At 68.8% G+C, this 15,276-nt stretch carries 16 protein-coding genes; 8 read left to right on the forward strand and 8 right to left on the reverse strand.

All coding sequences use genetic code 11. The features are described from left to right. Window positions 1-8: 8 nt before the first annotated feature. Window positions 9-254 (forward strand): non-oxidative hydroxyarylic acid decarboxylases subunit D, encoded by a 246-nt coding sequence (locus ACQPWU_RS46830; RefSeq protein WP_433432530.1) that lies wholly within the window; start codon window positions 9-11, stop codon window positions 252-254. 80 nt (window positions 255-334) lie between these two features. Next, window positions 335-769 (forward strand): hypothetical protein, encoded by a 435-nt coding sequence (locus ACQPWU_RS46835; protein WP_433432532.1) that lies wholly within the window; start codon window positions 335-337, stop codon window positions 767-769. Between the two features lie 36 nt (window positions 770-805). Here ACQPWU_RS46835 and ACQPWU_RS46840 read toward each other — a convergent pair whose 3' ends face one another. From ACQPWU_RS46840 to ACQPWU_RS46850, 3 genes are all read right to left on the reverse strand, one after another. Then, window positions 806-988, reverse strand: coding sequence for a hypothetical protein (locus ACQPWU_RS46840; protein WP_433432534.1), 183 nt, complete (start codon window positions 986-988; stop codon window positions 806-808). Continuing rightward, a complete protein-coding gene (locus tag ACQPWU_RS46845) occupies window positions 969-2,159 on the reverse strand; it encodes an alpha/beta fold hydrolase (RefSeq protein WP_433432536.1) in 1,191 nt (396 codons plus the stop codon). Before ACQPWU_RS46845 ends, ACQPWU_RS46840 begins: the two co-directional genes overlap by 20 nt. Window positions 2,160-2,276: 117 nt before the next feature. After that, window positions 2,277-3,473 (reverse strand): cytochrome P450, encoded by a 1,197-nt coding sequence (locus ACQPWU_RS46850; RefSeq protein ID WP_433432537.1) that lies wholly within the window; start codon window positions 3,471-3,473, stop codon window positions 2,277-2,279. 423 nt (window positions 3,474-3,896) lie between these two features. On the opposite strand from ACQPWU_RS46850, the gene ACQPWU_RS46855 reads away from it, so the two are divergent. Continuing rightward, window positions 3,897-4,460 (forward strand): dihydrofolate reductase family protein, encoded by a 564-nt coding sequence (locus tag ACQPWU_RS46855; protein WP_433432539.1) that lies wholly within the window; start codon window positions 3,897-3,899, stop codon window positions 4,458-4,460. 405 nt (window positions 4,461-4,865) lie between these two features. Here the strand turns inward: ACQPWU_RS46855 and ACQPWU_RS46860 are convergent, their stop codons facing one another. From ACQPWU_RS46860 to ACQPWU_RS46875, 4 genes are all read right to left on the reverse strand, one after another. Next, entirely contained in the window at window positions 4,866-5,234 is a 369-nt protein-coding gene (locus ACQPWU_RS46860) for a hypothetical protein (RefSeq protein ID WP_433432541.1), read from the reverse strand. Window positions 5,235-5,359: 125 nt separating this feature from the next. Beyond that, complete coding sequence (dhaL, locus tag ACQPWU_RS46865) at window positions 5,360-5,986, reverse strand: dihydroxyacetone kinase subunit DhaL (protein WP_433432543.1); 627 nt, start codon at window positions 5,984-5,986, stop codon at window positions 5,360-5,362. After that, entirely contained in the window at window positions 5,986-7,014 is a 1,029-nt protein-coding gene (locus ACQPWU_RS46870; protein WP_433432545.1) for a dihydroxyacetone kinase subunit DhaK, read from the reverse strand. Before ACQPWU_RS46870 ends, dhaL begins: the two co-directional genes overlap by 1 nt. 47 nt (window positions 7,015-7,061) lie before the next feature. After that, window positions 7,062-8,390, reverse strand: coding sequence for an MFS transporter (locus ACQPWU_RS46875; protein ID WP_433432547.1), 1,329 nt, complete (start codon window positions 8,388-8,390; stop codon window positions 7,062-7,064). A gap of 99 nt (window positions 8,391-8,489) precedes the next feature. Here ACQPWU_RS46875 and ACQPWU_RS46880 point away from each other — a divergent pair, with 99 nt between their 5' ends. From ACQPWU_RS46880 to ACQPWU_RS46890, 3 genes are all read left to right on the forward strand, one after another. Beyond that, on the forward strand, window positions 8,490-9,377 hold the full coding sequence (locus tag ACQPWU_RS46880) for a dihydrodipicolinate synthase family protein (RefSeq protein ID WP_433432549.1): 888 nt from the start codon (window positions 8,490-8,492) through the stop codon (window positions 9,375-9,377). A gap of 29 nt (window positions 9,378-9,406) precedes the next feature. Continuing rightward, the gene (locus tag ACQPWU_RS46885) at window positions 9,407-10,099 is read left to right on the forward strand and encodes a GntR family transcriptional regulator (RefSeq protein ID WP_433432551.1); all 693 of its coding nucleotides are present in this window, start codon (window positions 9,407-9,409) and stop codon (window positions 10,097-10,099) included. A gap of 91 nt (window positions 10,100-10,190) precedes the next feature. Beyond that, entirely contained in the window at window positions 10,191-11,210 is a 1,020-nt protein-coding gene (locus tag ACQPWU_RS46890) for a LacI family DNA-binding transcriptional regulator (RefSeq protein WP_433432553.1), read from the forward strand. Between the two features lie 26 nt (window positions 11,211-11,236). Here ACQPWU_RS46890 and ACQPWU_RS46895 read toward each other — a convergent pair whose 3' ends face one another. Then, window positions 11,237-12,133: a dihydrodipicolinate synthase family protein gene (locus tag ACQPWU_RS46895; RefSeq protein ID WP_433432555.1), complete on the reverse strand. Its 897-nt coding sequence runs from the start codon at window positions 12,131-12,133 to the stop codon at window positions 11,237-11,239. 235 nt (window positions 12,134-12,368) lie between these two features. Between ACQPWU_RS46895 and ACQPWU_RS46900 the strand changes: the two genes are divergently transcribed. Next, window positions 12,369-13,709 (forward strand): MFS transporter, encoded by a 1,341-nt coding sequence (locus ACQPWU_RS46900; RefSeq protein WP_433432557.1) that lies wholly within the window; start codon window positions 12,369-12,371, stop codon window positions 13,707-13,709. Between the two features lie 16 nt (window positions 13,710-13,725). Then, on the forward strand, window positions 13,726-15,084 hold the full coding sequence (locus ACQPWU_RS46905; protein ID WP_433432559.1) for an FAD-dependent oxidoreductase: 1,359 nt from the start codon (window positions 13,726-13,728) through the stop codon (window positions 15,082-15,084). The last annotated feature ends 192 nt before the right edge of the window (window positions 15,085-15,276 follow it).

A 15,276-nucleotide genomic window follows, 5' to 3' on the forward strand; every position in this document is an offset into this window, starting at 1 on the left:
CACCCACCATGGCCGCGGAGGACACCATCTGCCCGCGCTGCGCGTACCAGACCATCGAGAAGCTCTACACTTCGCCGGTGCCCGGCGTCTGGGACGTACTCCAGTGCCAGCAGTGCCTGTACTGCTGGCGCACCAGCGAGCCTGCCCGTCGCACCCAGCGCGACGCGTACCCCGAGAACTTCAAGATGACCGTGGAAGACATCCGCAACGCCCCCGAGGTCCCCGCCGTCCCCCCGCTGCGGACTGCCGGATGAGACATCCACGGCAATGCGGCGAGTGCCCGCCGCAGATCCAGCGGGCGCTCGCCGCTCACACCACCCTGAACCTGGCGTACGTGGACGAGGACGGCTTTCCCCAGGTATGCGCCGTCTTCTATGCCCTCTCCCTCGATACCACCCTCGTGTTCCTCAGTTCCGTAAGCACTCGGCACGGTCAAGCACTTCTTTCCGGGCAACCTTCGGCCCGATGCTCATTCACGGCGCAGAAGGACGACCAGACCTGGGATGCCATCACCGGCATCCAGGGGCAGGGCACCTGCCACCGCCTGGAGGGAACGGCCCGCGATGAGGCCCGCACCGTTTACGCCGCTCGCTTCCCGTTCGTTGCCGACACCCCACACCTGGCCCAGGCGCTGTCCGCCGCCGACTACTGGGAAGTACTGCCCCACTGGCTCCGCCTCATCGACAACAGCCGCGGCTTCGGCCACAAGTCCGAATGGACTCGGGAGACTCCCTGCCGGCCGGCCCCCTGCACGGGGCCGCGACGTTGAAGCCGGCTTCGGGTGCTTCTCCACGGGACGAAGAGCTCACGCATCCAGATCGACGGCTCCCTGAACGAGCCGGCCCATGATCGGCGCTGGTAGCGCGCCCACGGAGAAAGCGACCTGCCCATCGGCATCCTCGAGAAGCCCCCGGTTGACGGGCCCGGCGCGGTCCCGCGCCGTGGCGATCCGGACGCTGCGTGCTTCGTCATATCTCAACCGCTCCATGACCCCAGTGGGAGTCTGCGGATCCAGTACGGCCGAACGTCACTCGCTTGGATGCGGTGAGTCGGCGAAGCCAGCCATGCCCGCTCTCGGGAAGCTCGGCGGTGGGGCCAGGGGCGGTGGCTTGCAGGATGACCTGCGCGACCAGTTGGGGCGCGTCGTTCATCGGCACATGGCCGCATCGAGGCAGCCACACCATCCGCGCCGTGGGGATCATGGTTGCCACACGTGCCGCCTGGCGCGCCGGCAGGACACGGTCGGCGGTGCCCCAGGCAAGCGTCACCGGGAGGTCGGGGATGTCCCCGACGAACAGGTCCCGTGCCCGCCCGGCGCGCACGGTGGCTTGGAACCCGACCGCATGGCGTAGTGCACGCAGCGACGCCACCACCGCCTCCGGCGTGGACAGGTCAGGGCGCATGTACAAGGTGCCGGTCAAGGCCGCATGCCCCAGGAACGTCTGCGAGAGCCACGCCGTGATCGGCTCCGGCAGGCGCGCCATCTGACGGGCCGCGTTAAGTACGGTGAAGACGTACCACCGCTCGGTATGGCTCCAGAATCCGGCCGGGGCCAGTGCGGTCACGCTGCGGGCGAGACCGGCCTGAGCCAGCCGCAACGCGATCAGCCCGCCCATGGAATGCCCGACCACGTGCGGCCGCTCCAGCCCGAGCGCGCTGAAGACGGCGCCCAGTCCCGCCACCACGGTGGGCAGGTCGTGGGGCAGACCGTCGGGCAGATCGGGGGATTCGCCAAAGCCCGGCAGATCTACCGTGATCACCTCGTGCTCGGCTGTCAGCGACGGCACCACGGCGTCCCATGCCTGCCGGTTCGACCCGATGCCGTGGAGCAAGACCACCGGCTCCCCGGTGCCGCGCCGCTCGTACGCCACGGTCATCGGGGCGAAACCAGTCGGGCGTACTTCCACAAAAGGCCCTCTAGCGGAGGGAGCCGCAGGCGTAATGGTCCTGCCACTGTCGACCAGCGGTGCGGGCATCGCCAGCACCGCAGCCGACAGTCCGCCGACCCAGTCGCAGACCTTCCCGACGGCCTGCGTCCCTGCCCCGAGCAGGCCGCCCGCAAGACGGGTGATGGGGGTGAAAGCGGATGCCACTGAGGACAACGAAGGAACATTCCACATGCGCGGCGGGCGTTCGCCCATCCCTCCCTCTTCGGTCACGGGGACACCAAGGTCCGGCAACCTTAACTCCGCATAAACGGCAAACACGACCCATGCCATGGCAAAGGACGCAATTTTTACCTTTGAGTCGGGAGGTGATCGGGAAAGGACCCGATGTCACCAGGTGACAGGAAGTTCGGCCAGGCCACCGGTGAGCAGGTGACTGTTGACCGTCAGCTCCTGCACGTCTCTGGCCAGCCGCATCGTGGGGAAGCGCGATATCAGCTGGGAGAACACGGTCTGCAACTCGATCCGCGCCAGCGGGGCGCCGAGGCAGTAGCGAGCGCCATACCCGAAGGTGAGGTGGGCTCCCGCCTGCCTGTTGATGTCGAATCGGTCCGGCTCGGCGAATACCTCGGCATCGTGATTGCCCGCGCTGAGGTCCAGCAGCACCAAATCGCCGGCGCGCACCCGCACGTGCGCGACGTCCAGATCGACGCGGGCATAGCGGAGGATGCCGTGCCCGCCCACGCCGGACGCCCGCAGGATCTCCTCCACGGCTGCGTTGACGCGGGAGGGGTCGCCGAGCAGTTCCTGCCACTGGTCGCGGTGGGCCAGCAGCCACAACGCACCCATGCCGATCGCGACGACCGTGGTCTCGTGCCCGGCGAACAGTAGGAGCATGCCCAAGATGGCGGCCTCGTCGTCGCTGACCCCTTCGGTCAACGCCAGGCGTGTGATCACATCTGCGTCCTCGCTGTCACCGCCGAGGTGGCCCTCGCGCCGTTTGCGGGCCACCAACTGCCGGCCGTAGGTGAACAGCTCGGTCAGCCCCTGCTCTGAGCGGGTCTTGTCGGTGACATCCGCAGCAGCCTGCGTCCAGGCGTGGAACTGCGCGCGGTCGGCGTAGGGCACGCCGAGCAGTTCACAGATCACCGCGATCGGCAGCGGCAACGCCAGACGCGCGTGCAGGTCGGCCTGCGGCCCCCGCCTGGCGAGCTCGTCCAGCAGGTCGCTGGTCAGCGCTTCGACGCGAGGGCGCAGCGCCCGCATCCGTTTGGGGGAGAAGTGCGGCTGGAGCAGGGCGCGCATCCGGCGATGGTCGAGTTGCTCGGTGTCGAAGTCGCCAATCGGCCCGCCGAACAACACCGACTCTCCGGTGCGTGCGGCGTTGTCCGGTGCGGGGTGCGCCCGGCCGAGCCGGTGGTCATCCAGCAACCGGCGGACCTCTTCGTAACCGGTCACCAGCCAGGCCGGATCTCCGACCGCGGTACGGATGGGGTGGATCGGTCCTTGCGTCTGCAGCGCGCGCAGCACAGGGGCCAGTTGCAACGGGCTGGGCTGCTCCAGCGGCAGTTGAGTGCGGATAGTCATGGAACCTCCTAGGAAGGCTCCATTTGTATCCATATTTACGTAAAAACGCCGTATGTCCTTTACCTTCAGGACTTCGGTGGCCTGCGTCCGGCTGAGGCGGCCGGACTCCGGGCACACTTCGACACGCACGGCACGGCCAAGGACGGCCGGCTCTTCCGGACCAGGACGGACGGCGTGATCTCCGGCTCGGTCTACGCCAAGATCCGGAAACAAGCCCGAACCTACGCGATCGACAGCGGCGAGTAGACACCTGACAGCGCAACAGGCCAGCTGACCGGGCACCGATGACTTCCGGGCGGCAGTGGCGTCTAAATCACTAGCGACAAGTCGCAGCCGCGGCAACGCGAGCGCTGCGGCCCGGGACACGCACGTTCCCCTAGCAAGCACGGCCCCCAGAGGATCCGAGACCACGGAGTTCTGATCATGCGGAAGCTGATAGCGACAGTGTTCAACTACTCCCTCGACGGCCTTCTCGCCGACGAGGGCACCGAGTTTTGGAAGTTCTGCTTCGACCTGCCCGAGAACCGTGAGCCCGACGCCCCGGCGCACCTCGACTTTCTCCAGAGCGCGTACGCACACATCATGGGTCGCACCGCCTACGAGGGCATCTCCGGGGCCATGGCAACGTCCACCGACCACCCGTTCGCCGACATCCTGAACGCCGGGCGCAAGGTCGTCTTCTCCCGGACCCTGAAGACGGCCGACTGGGCCGGCACCACCATCGCCGCTGGTGACACGGCAGAAGAGATCGACAAGCTCAGGCTGGGCGGCGACGGCCACATCGTGGTCTGGGGCGGCGTCAGCCTCTGGCGGTCGCTCATGCGGCTCGACCTGATCGACGAGCTCCAGCTGAGCATGTTCCCCTACGTTGCGGGCGAGGGCACCCGGCTGTTCGACGGCGTCCCCAAGTCCTACCAGCTCGACCTGGTCTCCAGCACCGCCTCCAGCAACGGGATCGTATATCTGCAGTACCGGCGGCACCGCTGACCCAGCGGCCCGCCAGTCCGCACCGAAGCCGTGATGGCCGTGCCAGAGGTCACGTCATCGGAGGAATGGCTTAAGGTGACGCTCGCGCTACTTCCGGGGCATTGCCACTCGAACCCGAACTACGCGCTCCAGAGGCAAAGTAACCGTTGCCTGCGCACCGGGAAGATAAGGTTGTGAAGCTCCCTTGAAGCCCGGCATAGATTTATCACGCGGCCCGCCATTTTGAGCGCTGCGACCAAAGTGCGGCCGCAGCGCCTGCTTTCCCCCAGCCTCACCCACCGGACAGGATGGCGTCGTACCAGCGGCGCAAAAGCGTACGTGGCGCTGGACGGTCGACGGCGTATGGCAGGTATCCGAACATGATTCCCCCTATGATCTATTCTGGGGTTTTGTCCTTAATGTCCGCTATGCCCGCTCCCTGGCGCCCCTCACCTTCTGTGGCACAAATTCCCCTTCCTTGAGGTCTCGCATACCCCACCCTGAATTGATCCGCCTTTGCGACATCACGGGCAGGTATTGGCCCAGTGCCATGCCGGGCCAGCGGTAAATCACGAAGGGCGCGAGCCGCCAGCTCGCGCCCTTCGTTACCGGTGACCCGGGTCTACAGCGGCCGCCGCCATCTGCCCCTGGATGGGCGACCGGCTCAACGACGTCACCGTCCGGCTCGACCGCGACCTCGGCCTCGACTGCCCTGTGGTGGCCCGGCCTGCCGATCGCCGCCGCCGTGCCGGTGACGGCCTGGCGACGCGCCCGCACCGCCTCGGCCTCGAACACACCGGCCCCATCACCCGCGAGACCGGCACCGCCCTGACCGAACTGGTGCGAACCGGCCGCCGGGGGAATGGAAGCTTCCTGCTGGCCAAGGGCGTCATCCGCCGAAGCGTCGCGACGAAGGGCGGCTACAGGGAGGCGAGCGGGGGCCGCAGGTCTGCCCGCGGATCCGCGACGGTGGCGACTACCCAGAACAGCACCGCGACGCCCATGGCACCGGGGTCGGGCGCGCCCTTGGCCCGGTCGCCGACGTAGCTGGCCCGGCCCATCCGGGCGCGCATTTCCGCGGTACGCGCGGCACCGGCACCCGCCGCTTCCGCGGCCGCGGAGAACGCGGTCTCTCCCCCTCGCTTCAACGCCTCGACCGCGGGAGCCAGGGCGTCGACGAGGGTACGGTCGCCGACCTCGGCTTCGCCGACCCGCTGGATGGCGGCCAGACCCGCGGCGGTACCCGCGGCCCAGGCGGCGGCCGGGTCGGTTCCCTGCTTCTCCTGCGCGCGGGCGATCTCGGTGAACAGCAGGCCGAGCAGGGGGCCGCTGGTGCCACCCACCTCGTCGAGGAAGACCTCGCCGAGCACGCGCAGCGCGGAGCCACCCGATTTCTCATACGCCGTCACGGCGTCGCGAAGTCCGTTCCTGAGGTTGTCGCCGAAGTCGCCGTCGCCGCTGAGCTGATCGAGTTCGGTGAGCTCGGCGTGTGCGGCTTCAGCGGCTGTCGCGTAGCGGCGCAGGATGACTTCCTCGTTCAGAGCCATCAGTGAACGTCCTCCTCTGTGCTGCGCGCGGGGAAGGCCGGGGTGATCGCGGGAGCGGCCCACCATGCCTTCCACTCCGGCCGCAGGCGAGTAAGTGTCAGGGAGAAGCCGGCCATGTCGAGTGCGGGCACGAACGTGCCGACCAGGGCGTCGACGAGGGTGAGGCCACGGAGCTCCAGCCCGGCGGCCACGAGATCATGCAGGCCGTACAGTTCGAGCTGGGTGGTGCCGCCGAGGCCGTTGACGACGGCGACGACCTCGTCAGGGCCGTCCGGCAGGCCCTCCATGAGCCGGTCGAGCATCGTCTCGATCAGCTTCTCGATGGGCGGCCTGGCGATCGACTGGGCGGCGCGCTCGCCGTGGATGCCGACGCCGTACTCGATCTGACCCGGCTCCAGGCCGAAGGAGGGCCTGCCGGTGTGCAGCGAGGTGTGCGCCCGGGTGGCGACGGCGAGGCTGCGTGACGCACCGGCGAAGCGGGTGCCGAGGCCGGCAAGTTCGTCCAGGCCGAGGCCGGTGTCGGCGGCGGCGCCGAGCAGTTTCTCCACGACGATGGTGGCGCCGGTGCCGCGGCGGCCGGTGGCGGTCTGGTCGGACTCGGTGGCCAGGTCGTCGTCGACCAGCACGCGGCGGACCTCGATGCCGTCGTGTCTGAGCCGTTCCGCGGCGATGCCGAAGTTGATCCGGTCGCCGGTGTAGTTCTTGACGATGTGGATCACACCGGCGGGGCCGGCGGCCTTCCTGCTGGCCTCGAGCACCTGCCGGTTGTGCGGCGAGGCGAACACCTTGCCTGGCGCGACCGCGTCCAGCATGCCTCGGCCGAGGAATCCCGCGTGCAGGGGTTCGTGCCCGGAGCCGCCGCCGGAGACCAGGCCGACCGTGCGGCCGGGGTGGCGGTGCCTGGCGGCGAGGTAGGTGGGGTTCTCGTGCAGTTCGACCAGCCGGGCGTGGGCGCGGGCGAAGCCGCGCAGGCCCGGCGGGACGGGGTCGCCGTCGGCGGGCAGGAACGGGATGTGCGCGGATGTCACGATGCTGGCCTCCCGGGTAGCGGACGTTTCATGACGGGGCTTCAGGACTACGGTTTCATGACGGGGGTGCCGACCGGCTCGCGCACGGCTTCGCCGGCCTTGAGGCGGGTGGCGGCCAGGCTGGAGAGCGCCGCGATGGCGACGGCGTAGACGGCCACCCAGGTCCAGTGGCCACCGCCGGCGGTGATCAGTGCGGTGCCGAGGAGCGGGGCGAGGCCGCCGCCGAGGGTGGCGCCGATCTGCTGGGTGACCGACAGGCCGGTGTAGCGGACGCCGACCGGATAGAGATTGCCGAACAGGGCGGCCTGCGCGCCGTACATGGCACCGTGCCCGACGGCCAGGCCGAGGGTCATGCCCAGGATCATCAACGGCAGGCTGCCGGTGGAGACCAGCAGGAAGAACGGTACGGCGAGCACAAGCTGGAACACCGCGCCGCCGATGTAGACGGCCCGGCGGCCGACACGGTCCGACAGCGCGCCGAACAGCGGCAGGGTGAAGCACTCGATCGCGCAGGCCACCAGGACGGCGAGGAGCACGGGTTCGCGCGGCTGGCCGAGTTCGGTGGTGACGTAGGCGATGGCGACCACGTAGTAGACGTTGAACAGGCCGCTTTCGGCAATCTTCGCGATGACGGAGGTGACGACGCGGCCGGTGTAGCCGGCGAACAGTTCCTTGACCGGCAGGCGGTGTGACTGCCGGTCCTCGCGTGCCTTGACGAATTCCGGGCTCTCGCTGATTTGGGTGCGGATGTAAACGCCGAGCGCGATGAGCACGATGCTCGCCAGGAACGGCAGCCGCCAGGCCCACGACTCATAGGCGCCCTCGGGCAGCCAGGCGTCGAGCAGGGTGACGATGCCGACCGGCAGCAGCACGCCGGCGGGGGTGCCGATGTGCACCAGGGAGGTGTAGAAGCCCTGGCGTTCGCGGGGGCTGTATTCCAGGGCCATGAGGACGCCGCCGCCGTACTCACCGCCCATGCCCAGGCCCTGCAGCAGCCGGATGAGGGTGAGCAGGATGGGCGCCCAGATGCCGATGCTGTCATAGGAGGGCAGCAGGCCGACGGCGAAGGTACCGCCGCCCATCAGCACCATGGTGATGACCAGGATGGTCTTGCGGCCGAGCCGGTCACCGTAGTGGCCGAAGATGATCCCGCCGAGCGGGCGGGCCAGGTAGCCGACGAAGAACGTGGCGAACGCGGCGAGCGTGCCGACCATCGCGTTGTCGGCGGGGAAGAAGACGTCGTTGAAGACGAGCGCCGCGGTGGTGGCGTACAGGGTGAAGTCGTAGTACTCCACCGTGGTGCCGAGGGCACTGGCGACGGTGACTCTCCGGACCGACGAGGCGCCGCTCGCGGATGCGTTCGATTGGTTGTTCATCGGGCTCTCCTCAGGGCCGGGGTGGTACCCCCGCATCTGGTCGGCTAATGTATCAGACACCAGATTTTAGACAAGGGCGCTTGCCCGAGGAGGATGTACATGAAAGACCTGGACCTGCACGGGATGATCTCCACGGTCGTCACCCCGTTCGACGAGAAAGACCAGGTCGACCTCGAACTGCTGCGTGGTGAGGTCAAGTACCTTCTGGACGCCGGGGTGACCGCCATCTGTGCGTGCGGCAGCACCGGCGAGGGGCAGACCTTGTCAGTGGAGGAGAGCAAAGCGATCTGCGAGGTCGTGGTGGATGAGGTCGGCGGCCGGGTCCCGGTCATCGGCGGCGTGATCCAGAACTCCACCGCCCAGGCGATCAGGTATTCGCTGGCGCTGAAGGAAGCCGGTGTGGACGCCCTCCAGGTCACCCCCGTGCACTACGTTTTCGCACCGTCGGCGGAGGAAACGGTTGAGCACTACCGGCTCCTGGGCGAGGCCACCGGCATGCCGATCGTGCTCTATAACGTGGTGCCGTGGGCGCTGGTCCCCGTCGACACGATCGAGAAGCTTGCCGGCGTCCCCCAGCTGATCGCGGTCAAGCAGAGCGGCGGCGACATGCATCTGCTCGCGGACCTGCTGCACCGGGTCCGCGACCGGTTCACCATCCTGGCCGCCCTGGACGACCTGCACTACCCGGCGTTCGTCCTCGGCGCGCATGGCGCGCTCGCGGCCATCCCGACCGTCACGCCCAAGCTGTCGGTGGAGCTGTGGGACGCGGTGCAGGCGGGCGACCACGCGACTGCCCTCGAACTGCACGAGCGCATCCTCACGGTGTGGCGCGCCATCGACGGCCCCAACCTGCCCGCCACCCTCAAGGCCGCCCTCCAGGTCCAGGGCCGCGACGGCGGGCTGCCGCGCAAGCCGTTCGGCCCCGCCACAGAGGCCGAGCGCGAGCGCATCGCCGGCGCGCTGCGTGCGGCTAACCTGATCGACTAGATGTTGCACATCCGCAGGGAGAAACCAGCATGACCGTGCCCGCACGTCCGTCCGGCAGGTCGTCCCTGGTCGTCGACTCCATCGCCGACCAGCTCTACCGGATCCTCAGCGAGCGCATCACCACCGGCGTGTTCGAGCCGGGCTCACGGCTGGACCCCCAGGCGGTGGCCGAAGAATTCGGCGTGTCCCGTACCCCGGTGCGGGACGCGCTGGCCCGCCTCGAACACGACCAGCTCGTCGAGACCCGGCCGCGGTCGGGCACCTTCGTCGCCCGGCCGGGCGTCACCGATGTGCGCGAGGTCTGCCAGCTGCGCAAGGGGATCGAGTGGGTGGCCACCGGCATCGCCGCCACCCTGATGTCCGATGCGCAGATCGCCGACCTGCGCGCCGAGGCGGTCGAAGCGCTGGCCGCCATCGACAAGGGCGACTACGACCCCTTCTTCGCCAGCGACATGCGCATCCACCGGGAGATCGTGGCCGCGACCGGCAACAGCCGGCTGATCAAGGCGCGCGGCTCGGTCGAGCCGTTCGTGGCCTGGCTGCGCGTGCTCGGCGCCACCGGGCCACACAGGACCAAGGGATCCTCCCACCGCCACCTGGAGATCCTCGACGCCATGGCCGCCCGCGACGTGGCGGCGGCCCAGCAGGCCGCGGCGGTCCACCTGGACGAGGTCGAGGAGTGGACGGTGGCCGACATGGAGTCCAACACCATCGCCACCTGACCTCCCCTGGCGGCCCGGCCCGCGTTCGCCACCCGCCGCGGGGTAGTACTCTCCTGTCACCGGTGACATGGCGCTGAGCGAGGAGATTGCGGTGAGGCAGGCGAGCAACCGGGACGTGGCGAAGCTGGCGGGTGTGTCCACCGCCACGGTCGCCAGGGTCCTGCGCGGTACGACCCCTGTCAGCGACGCCCTGCGCGAGCGGGTGGAGGACGCCGTCGCCAAGCTGGGATACGTGCCCAACGCCGTGGCACGCAGCCTGTCCCGTGGCCGGACCCAGCTGCTGGGACTGCTGGTCGCCGACATCTCCAACCCGTTCTTCGGTGAGGTGGCGCGCGGGCTGGAGGACGCGGCGGTCGCCGGCGGCTACCAGGTGCTCGTCGGCAGCTCGGACCTCAACCCCGAGCGGGAGCGTGCCGTACTCACCGCGTTCGAGTCCCGCACCGTCGACGGTGTGGCCCTGACCTCGAGTACGGCCGACTCCAGCATGCTCAGGAAGCTGGCGGCGACCGGCATGCCCACGGTCTTCATCGACCGGCGCCCGGCCGACATCGCCGGGCCTGCGGTGCTGTGTGACAACGAGGCGGCGGCGCGCCGCGCCGTGCAGTACCTGATCGGCCTTGGACACACAGACCTGGCGATGATCAGTGGTCCGCACACGATGGCGACCGCGGCGCAGCGACTCGCCGGGTTCCGCGCCGCGTGCGCGGAGGCGGGACTGTCGATCAGACCGGAATGCGTTCTCGAGGGTTATCTCGGCATCGAAGGCGGGAGCAAGGCCATGCGGCGAGTCCTGGAGCTCGACACCCCGCCGACCGCGGTCTTCTCCTTCAACAACCTGCTCGGTGTCGGGGCGCTGAGCGCCACGAGGGAGATGGGGGTGAAGGTGCCAGGCGAGGTGTCGCTGCTGACCTTCGACGACATGACCCTGTTCCCGTTCGTGGACCCGCCGGTGACAGCGATCGCTCAGCCCGCGTACCAAATGGGCACCGAGGCGGCCCGGCTGCTCCTGGACGCCCTCGCGAACCCTGCCGCGGAGCAGCCAGAGGACGTCGTCCTTCCCTCTGACTTCCGGATTCGCAGTTCCTGCGCCGCACCCCCGCCCCGAGGCTGAGCAGGCTGCCCTCGGGGCGAGTCCGCCTAGTCGGCGAGTTTGACGCCCGCCTCCAGCAGGGCGGCCCTGATCGTCTCGCGCTCGCCGTCCGAGACCGGGGTCAGCGGCGACAGGCCGTGTCCACCGTTGCGTCCCTGCATGGCAAGCGCCGCCTTGATGCGCAGGGTCATGTTCGGTCCGTCGATCGCCCGCCAGACGGGGAGCAGCTTGTTGTGCAGCTCCCTGGCCAGCGCGTGATCTCCACGCTGCACGGCGTCCCACTGCCGCAGGCACAGCTCGGGCACGACGGTCAGCGTCGCGCTGATCGCGCCCTCGGCGCCGATCATGTAACTCGGGTACAGCAGGTCGTCCACGGCGGTGAAGACCTTGCCGCCGGCCGGGTTGAGATACAACAGGTCGGCAAGCTGATGAATGTTGCCTCCCGACTGCTTGACCCCGATGACCTGGGGAATCTCGTTGAGCGTGCGGGCAACGGTGGTGGCAGGGATCAGCGCGTACGGGATGACGTTGTAGATGAGCACCGGCAGGCCGGTAGCCTCGGCGATGCGCCGGTAGTAGTCCACGGTGGTGTCCGCGTCCGGCTGGAACAGGTAGTGGACCGGCGTCACCTGCAGCGCGTCGACGCCGGTCGCGGCGATCGCCTTGCTGTACCTGATGACCTCACGCGTGCTGTCCTGGATGATCCCGGCGATCACCGGCACCCGGCCGGCCGACTCGGCCACCGCCGCCGCGGCGAAGGCCACGGAGTCGTCGACCGACAGCATCTGCCCGTCCCCGGTGCTCCCGGTGACACAGACACCGTGCACGCCGAGGTCGATGTGATAGCGAACCTCGGCGCGCAGCGCGTCTACGTCCGGCTGCTCGTCACTGGTGAACGGGCTGACCAGCGGAGGAATGATGCCATGAAGGTCTACTGCGGACACGAGAAAGACACCTGCTTTCATGAAGGACCAGCCGGTCCCCCACCGTCGTGAAATCGGGGGAATATCAAAATGTCACCGGTGACATCACCCAAGGCTGTGCCCTGACATCCATCTATGTCAAGTACAGGACCCTTGACACGTGAGCAGGACGACACCAGACTGACCCACCAATGTAACCGGTGACATACGCGGATCGCGTACGGCCGCCGACACCGCAGACCCTAGCGAGGGACGCATGTCCGTGGAGAACCCGGCCAAGGGCACGGGAACAACCGATGCGGCCGCCAAGAGTGGACGGCCGCGCGGCAAGAACGTCCGATGGGCGATCATCTGCGCCATCACCATGCTCACGATCACCAATTACCTGGACCGCGGCAATCTCTCCGTCGCCGCACCGACGATCCGCGAGGAGCTCGGATTCAGCAACACCGAGATGGGGTTGGTCCTTTCGGCGTTCATCTGGCCGTACGCCATCATGAACCTGCCGGCGGGCTGGGTGGTGGACAGGTTCGGCCCCAAGGTGATCATGACGGTCGCCGCGGCGGTCTGGTCGATCGCGGGCGCCGTGACCGGGCTGGCGCGCACCATCGGCACGTTCATCGGGCTGCGTGTCGTGCTGGGGATCGCCGAGGCCCCGCTCTTCCCCGGCGCGTTGAAGGCCACGAACGAGTGGTTTCCCGAGCACGAGAAAGCACGGGCGACCAGCGTTTACATCGCGGCAACCCAGGTCGGCCTGGCCATCGCGCCGCCCATCACCACCGCGCTCATGCTCGCGTTCGGCTGGAAGCTGATGTTCGTGATCGTCGGGGTGCTCGGATTCCTCGGCGTCCTGGCCTGGGTCGTGGTCTATCGCAAGCCGGAGCGCCACCCCTGGGTCAGCGCCGAGGAGCTCGACTACATCCAGCACAACCAACGTACCGAGGTCAGTCAGAAGGATGAAGCCGGCGAGGCGTCGAGCGTCGGCGGCGACTGGCTCCGGCTGTTCCGGCACGGCTCGATCTGGGCGATGATCGTCGGCGCTTTCTGCCTGCAGTACGTCTTCTGGTTCTACATCACCTGGCTCCCGAGCTACCTGGAGTCCGCGCTGCACTTCTCGCTGAGCGCGGCCGGGTTGCTCTCGGCCATCCCCTACATCGCCGGCGGCGTCGCCGTGGTCATCGGCGGACGGTTCTCCGACAGGCTCGTCAAACGCGGTATCCGCCCGCTGGACGCCCGGCGCCGGACGATCGCCGGCGGCGCGCTGCTTACCGCGCTCGCGCTGGTCGGGACCGCGTTCAGCACCGGACCGGCAGTGGCGATCATCATGCTCACCCTCGGCATGTTCGCCTACAGCCTGACCACCGCCTCGTACTGGGCCCTCGCCGCCGACGTGGTCACCACCTCCAAGATGGTGGGCTCGGTCGGCAGCATCCAGAACTTCGGCGGTTTCCTCGGCGGCGCCTTCGCGCCGATCGCCACCGGCGTCATCGTCGACGTCACCGGCGGCTTCGTCGTCGCGCTCATCGTCTCGGCCGCGCTGTTGCTGGTCACCGTGGCGATGTACGGCAGCCTCGTCCGTCACCGACTGCCGCTCTGAGCCAGGGAGAACCATCGTGACCACGAACTCGGCACTACCCGTTCGCGACACCGACGTCCTCGTCGTCGGCGGCGGATCAGCCGGAGTCGCCGCCGCGGTGGCGGCCGCGGAAGAAGGAGCCCGGACGGTGCTCGCCGAGGCGAGCGGCTCGGTCGGCGGGACGCTCGCCTGGCAGCTGCTCGAACACTCAGCGGGATTCCACGACGTGCGCGGCGAACAGGTCACCGGCGGCTTCGGTCAGCGGCTGGTGGAGCGGCTCATGGAGATCGGCGCCTCGCCCGGCCACATCCGCGACGACGTCGGCTACACCGCCAGCAGGACTCCCGTCGACCATGCGGCACTCGCGCTCACCCAGTCCGTCATGCTCGACGAAGCGGGAGTGCGGGTCTGGCTGCAGTCGCCGATCGTCGATGCGACGGCCGGCGACGACGCACGGCTCACGGCCGTCCGCGTGCACACCCTGGCCGGTTCCCGCATCGTCAGAGCCGCCGTCGTCATCGACGCGAGCGGCGACGCGGCGGCCGCCGCACTCGCCGGTGCGTCCTTCCAGACCGACACCTCCGCCCGGCAACCCGCTTCACTGCTGTTCAAGCTCGGCGGCGTCGATCTGGCCCTGCTCCTGCGCCACCTGCGCGAGCACCCCGACCAGGTACGGCCGGGCAGCGTGATCGGCGAGGACGACGCGGACCACGTCAACGTCTGGGGTCTCGGCGGGCTGCTCGCGGAGGGCCACGAGCGCGGCGAGCTCCGCCTGCGCCGTACCGAGATGCATCTGGCCGGGTGGCCGCGCCGGGGAGAAGTGGTGGTGAACGTCACCAGGACGCGGGCGGAGGACGCGGAGGAAGGGCTGGGCCTGGCGCACGCCGAGCTCGGCAGGCAGGTTTTCGAGTTCGTGCGCTGGTTCAGGAACCGCGTGCCCGGTTTCGGCTCCTGCCATCTCAGCGCCGTCGGAGATCGGGTGGGTGTGCGGGAATCGCGGCGTGTCCTCGGCCTGTACACCATGAATGCGGCGGATGTACGTACCGGATCGCCCTTCGATGACACGATCGGGCGCGGCGCGTTCCCGATCGACATTCACTCCGACGACTCTCCCGGCCTCTCGCACACCGATCCGGTAGGCAGCGGCTTCGAGATCCCGTATCGGATTCTCGTACCCGCCGGCCTCGGCAACCTGCTCGTCGCGGGACGCTGCGTCTCCTCCACCCACGAGGCGAACGGCTCGCTGCGGATCACCGCCACCTGTTTCACCACCGGCGAGGCGGCGGGCGTGGCGGCCGCCCACGCGGCGGCGTCCGGCAAGCGCGTCGAAGACATCGACGTGACGGCGCTGCAGGATTCTCTCCGCTCGCGCGGAGCACGGCTCGCCCCCTCCTAGGAAGATCAGCCGGCGGCTTACCGGCAGCGCCGGCTGTGCTCACCGACACCGGAGCCACCACGTCCGCCGACCACTTCCCGCTACGGCGCACCGCCCCGAGGCGCGGCCGGGCCGACGTGGAAGAAGTTCCTGACCGCCCAGGCCGACCCATCGTCGCCGTCGATTTCCTGCACGTGGACACGGTCAACCTCA

Source organism: Nonomuraea sp. CA-141351, assembly GCF_050944675.1.
In the GTDB taxonomy this organism is placed as follows: Bacteria; Actinomycetota; Actinomycetes; order Streptosporangiales; family Streptosporangiaceae; genus Nonomuraea.

Excerpts from the sequence above, each read along its gene's own strand:
- ACQPWU_RS46830 (WP_433432530.1), top strand. The coding sequence starts at position 9 with ATGGCCGCGGAGGACACCATCTGCCCGCGCTGCGCGTACCAGACCATC.
- ACQPWU_RS46840 (WP_433432534.1), bottom strand. The coding sequence starts at position 988 with ATGGAGCGGTTGAGATATGACGAAGCACGCAGCGTCCGGATCGCCACG.
- ACQPWU_RS46850 (WP_433432537.1), bottom strand. The coding sequence starts at position 3,473 with ATGACTATCCGCACTCAACTGCCGCTGGAGCAGCCCAGCCCGTTGCAA.
- ACQPWU_RS46855 (WP_433432539.1), top strand. The coding sequence starts at position 3,897 with ATGCGGAAGCTGATAGCGACAGTGTTCAACTACTCCCTCGACGGCCTT.
- dhaL (WP_433432543.1), bottom strand. The coding sequence starts at position 5,986 with ATGGCTCTGAACGAGGAAGTCATCCTGCGCCGCTACGCGACAGCCGCT.
- ACQPWU_RS46875 (WP_433432547.1), bottom strand. The coding sequence starts at position 8,390 with ATGAACAACCAATCGAACGCATCCGCGAGCGGCGCCTCGTCGGTCCGG.
- ACQPWU_RS46880 (WP_433432549.1), top strand. The coding sequence starts at position 8,490 with ATGAAAGACCTGGACCTGCACGGGATGATCTCCACGGTCGTCACCCCG.
- ACQPWU_RS46885 (WP_433432551.1), top strand. The coding sequence starts at position 9,407 with ATGACCGTGCCCGCACGTCCGTCCGGCAGGTCGTCCCTGGTCGTCGAC.
- ACQPWU_RS46900 (WP_433432557.1), top strand. The coding sequence starts at position 12,369 with ATGTCCGTGGAGAACCCGGCCAAGGGCACGGGAACAACCGATGCGGCC.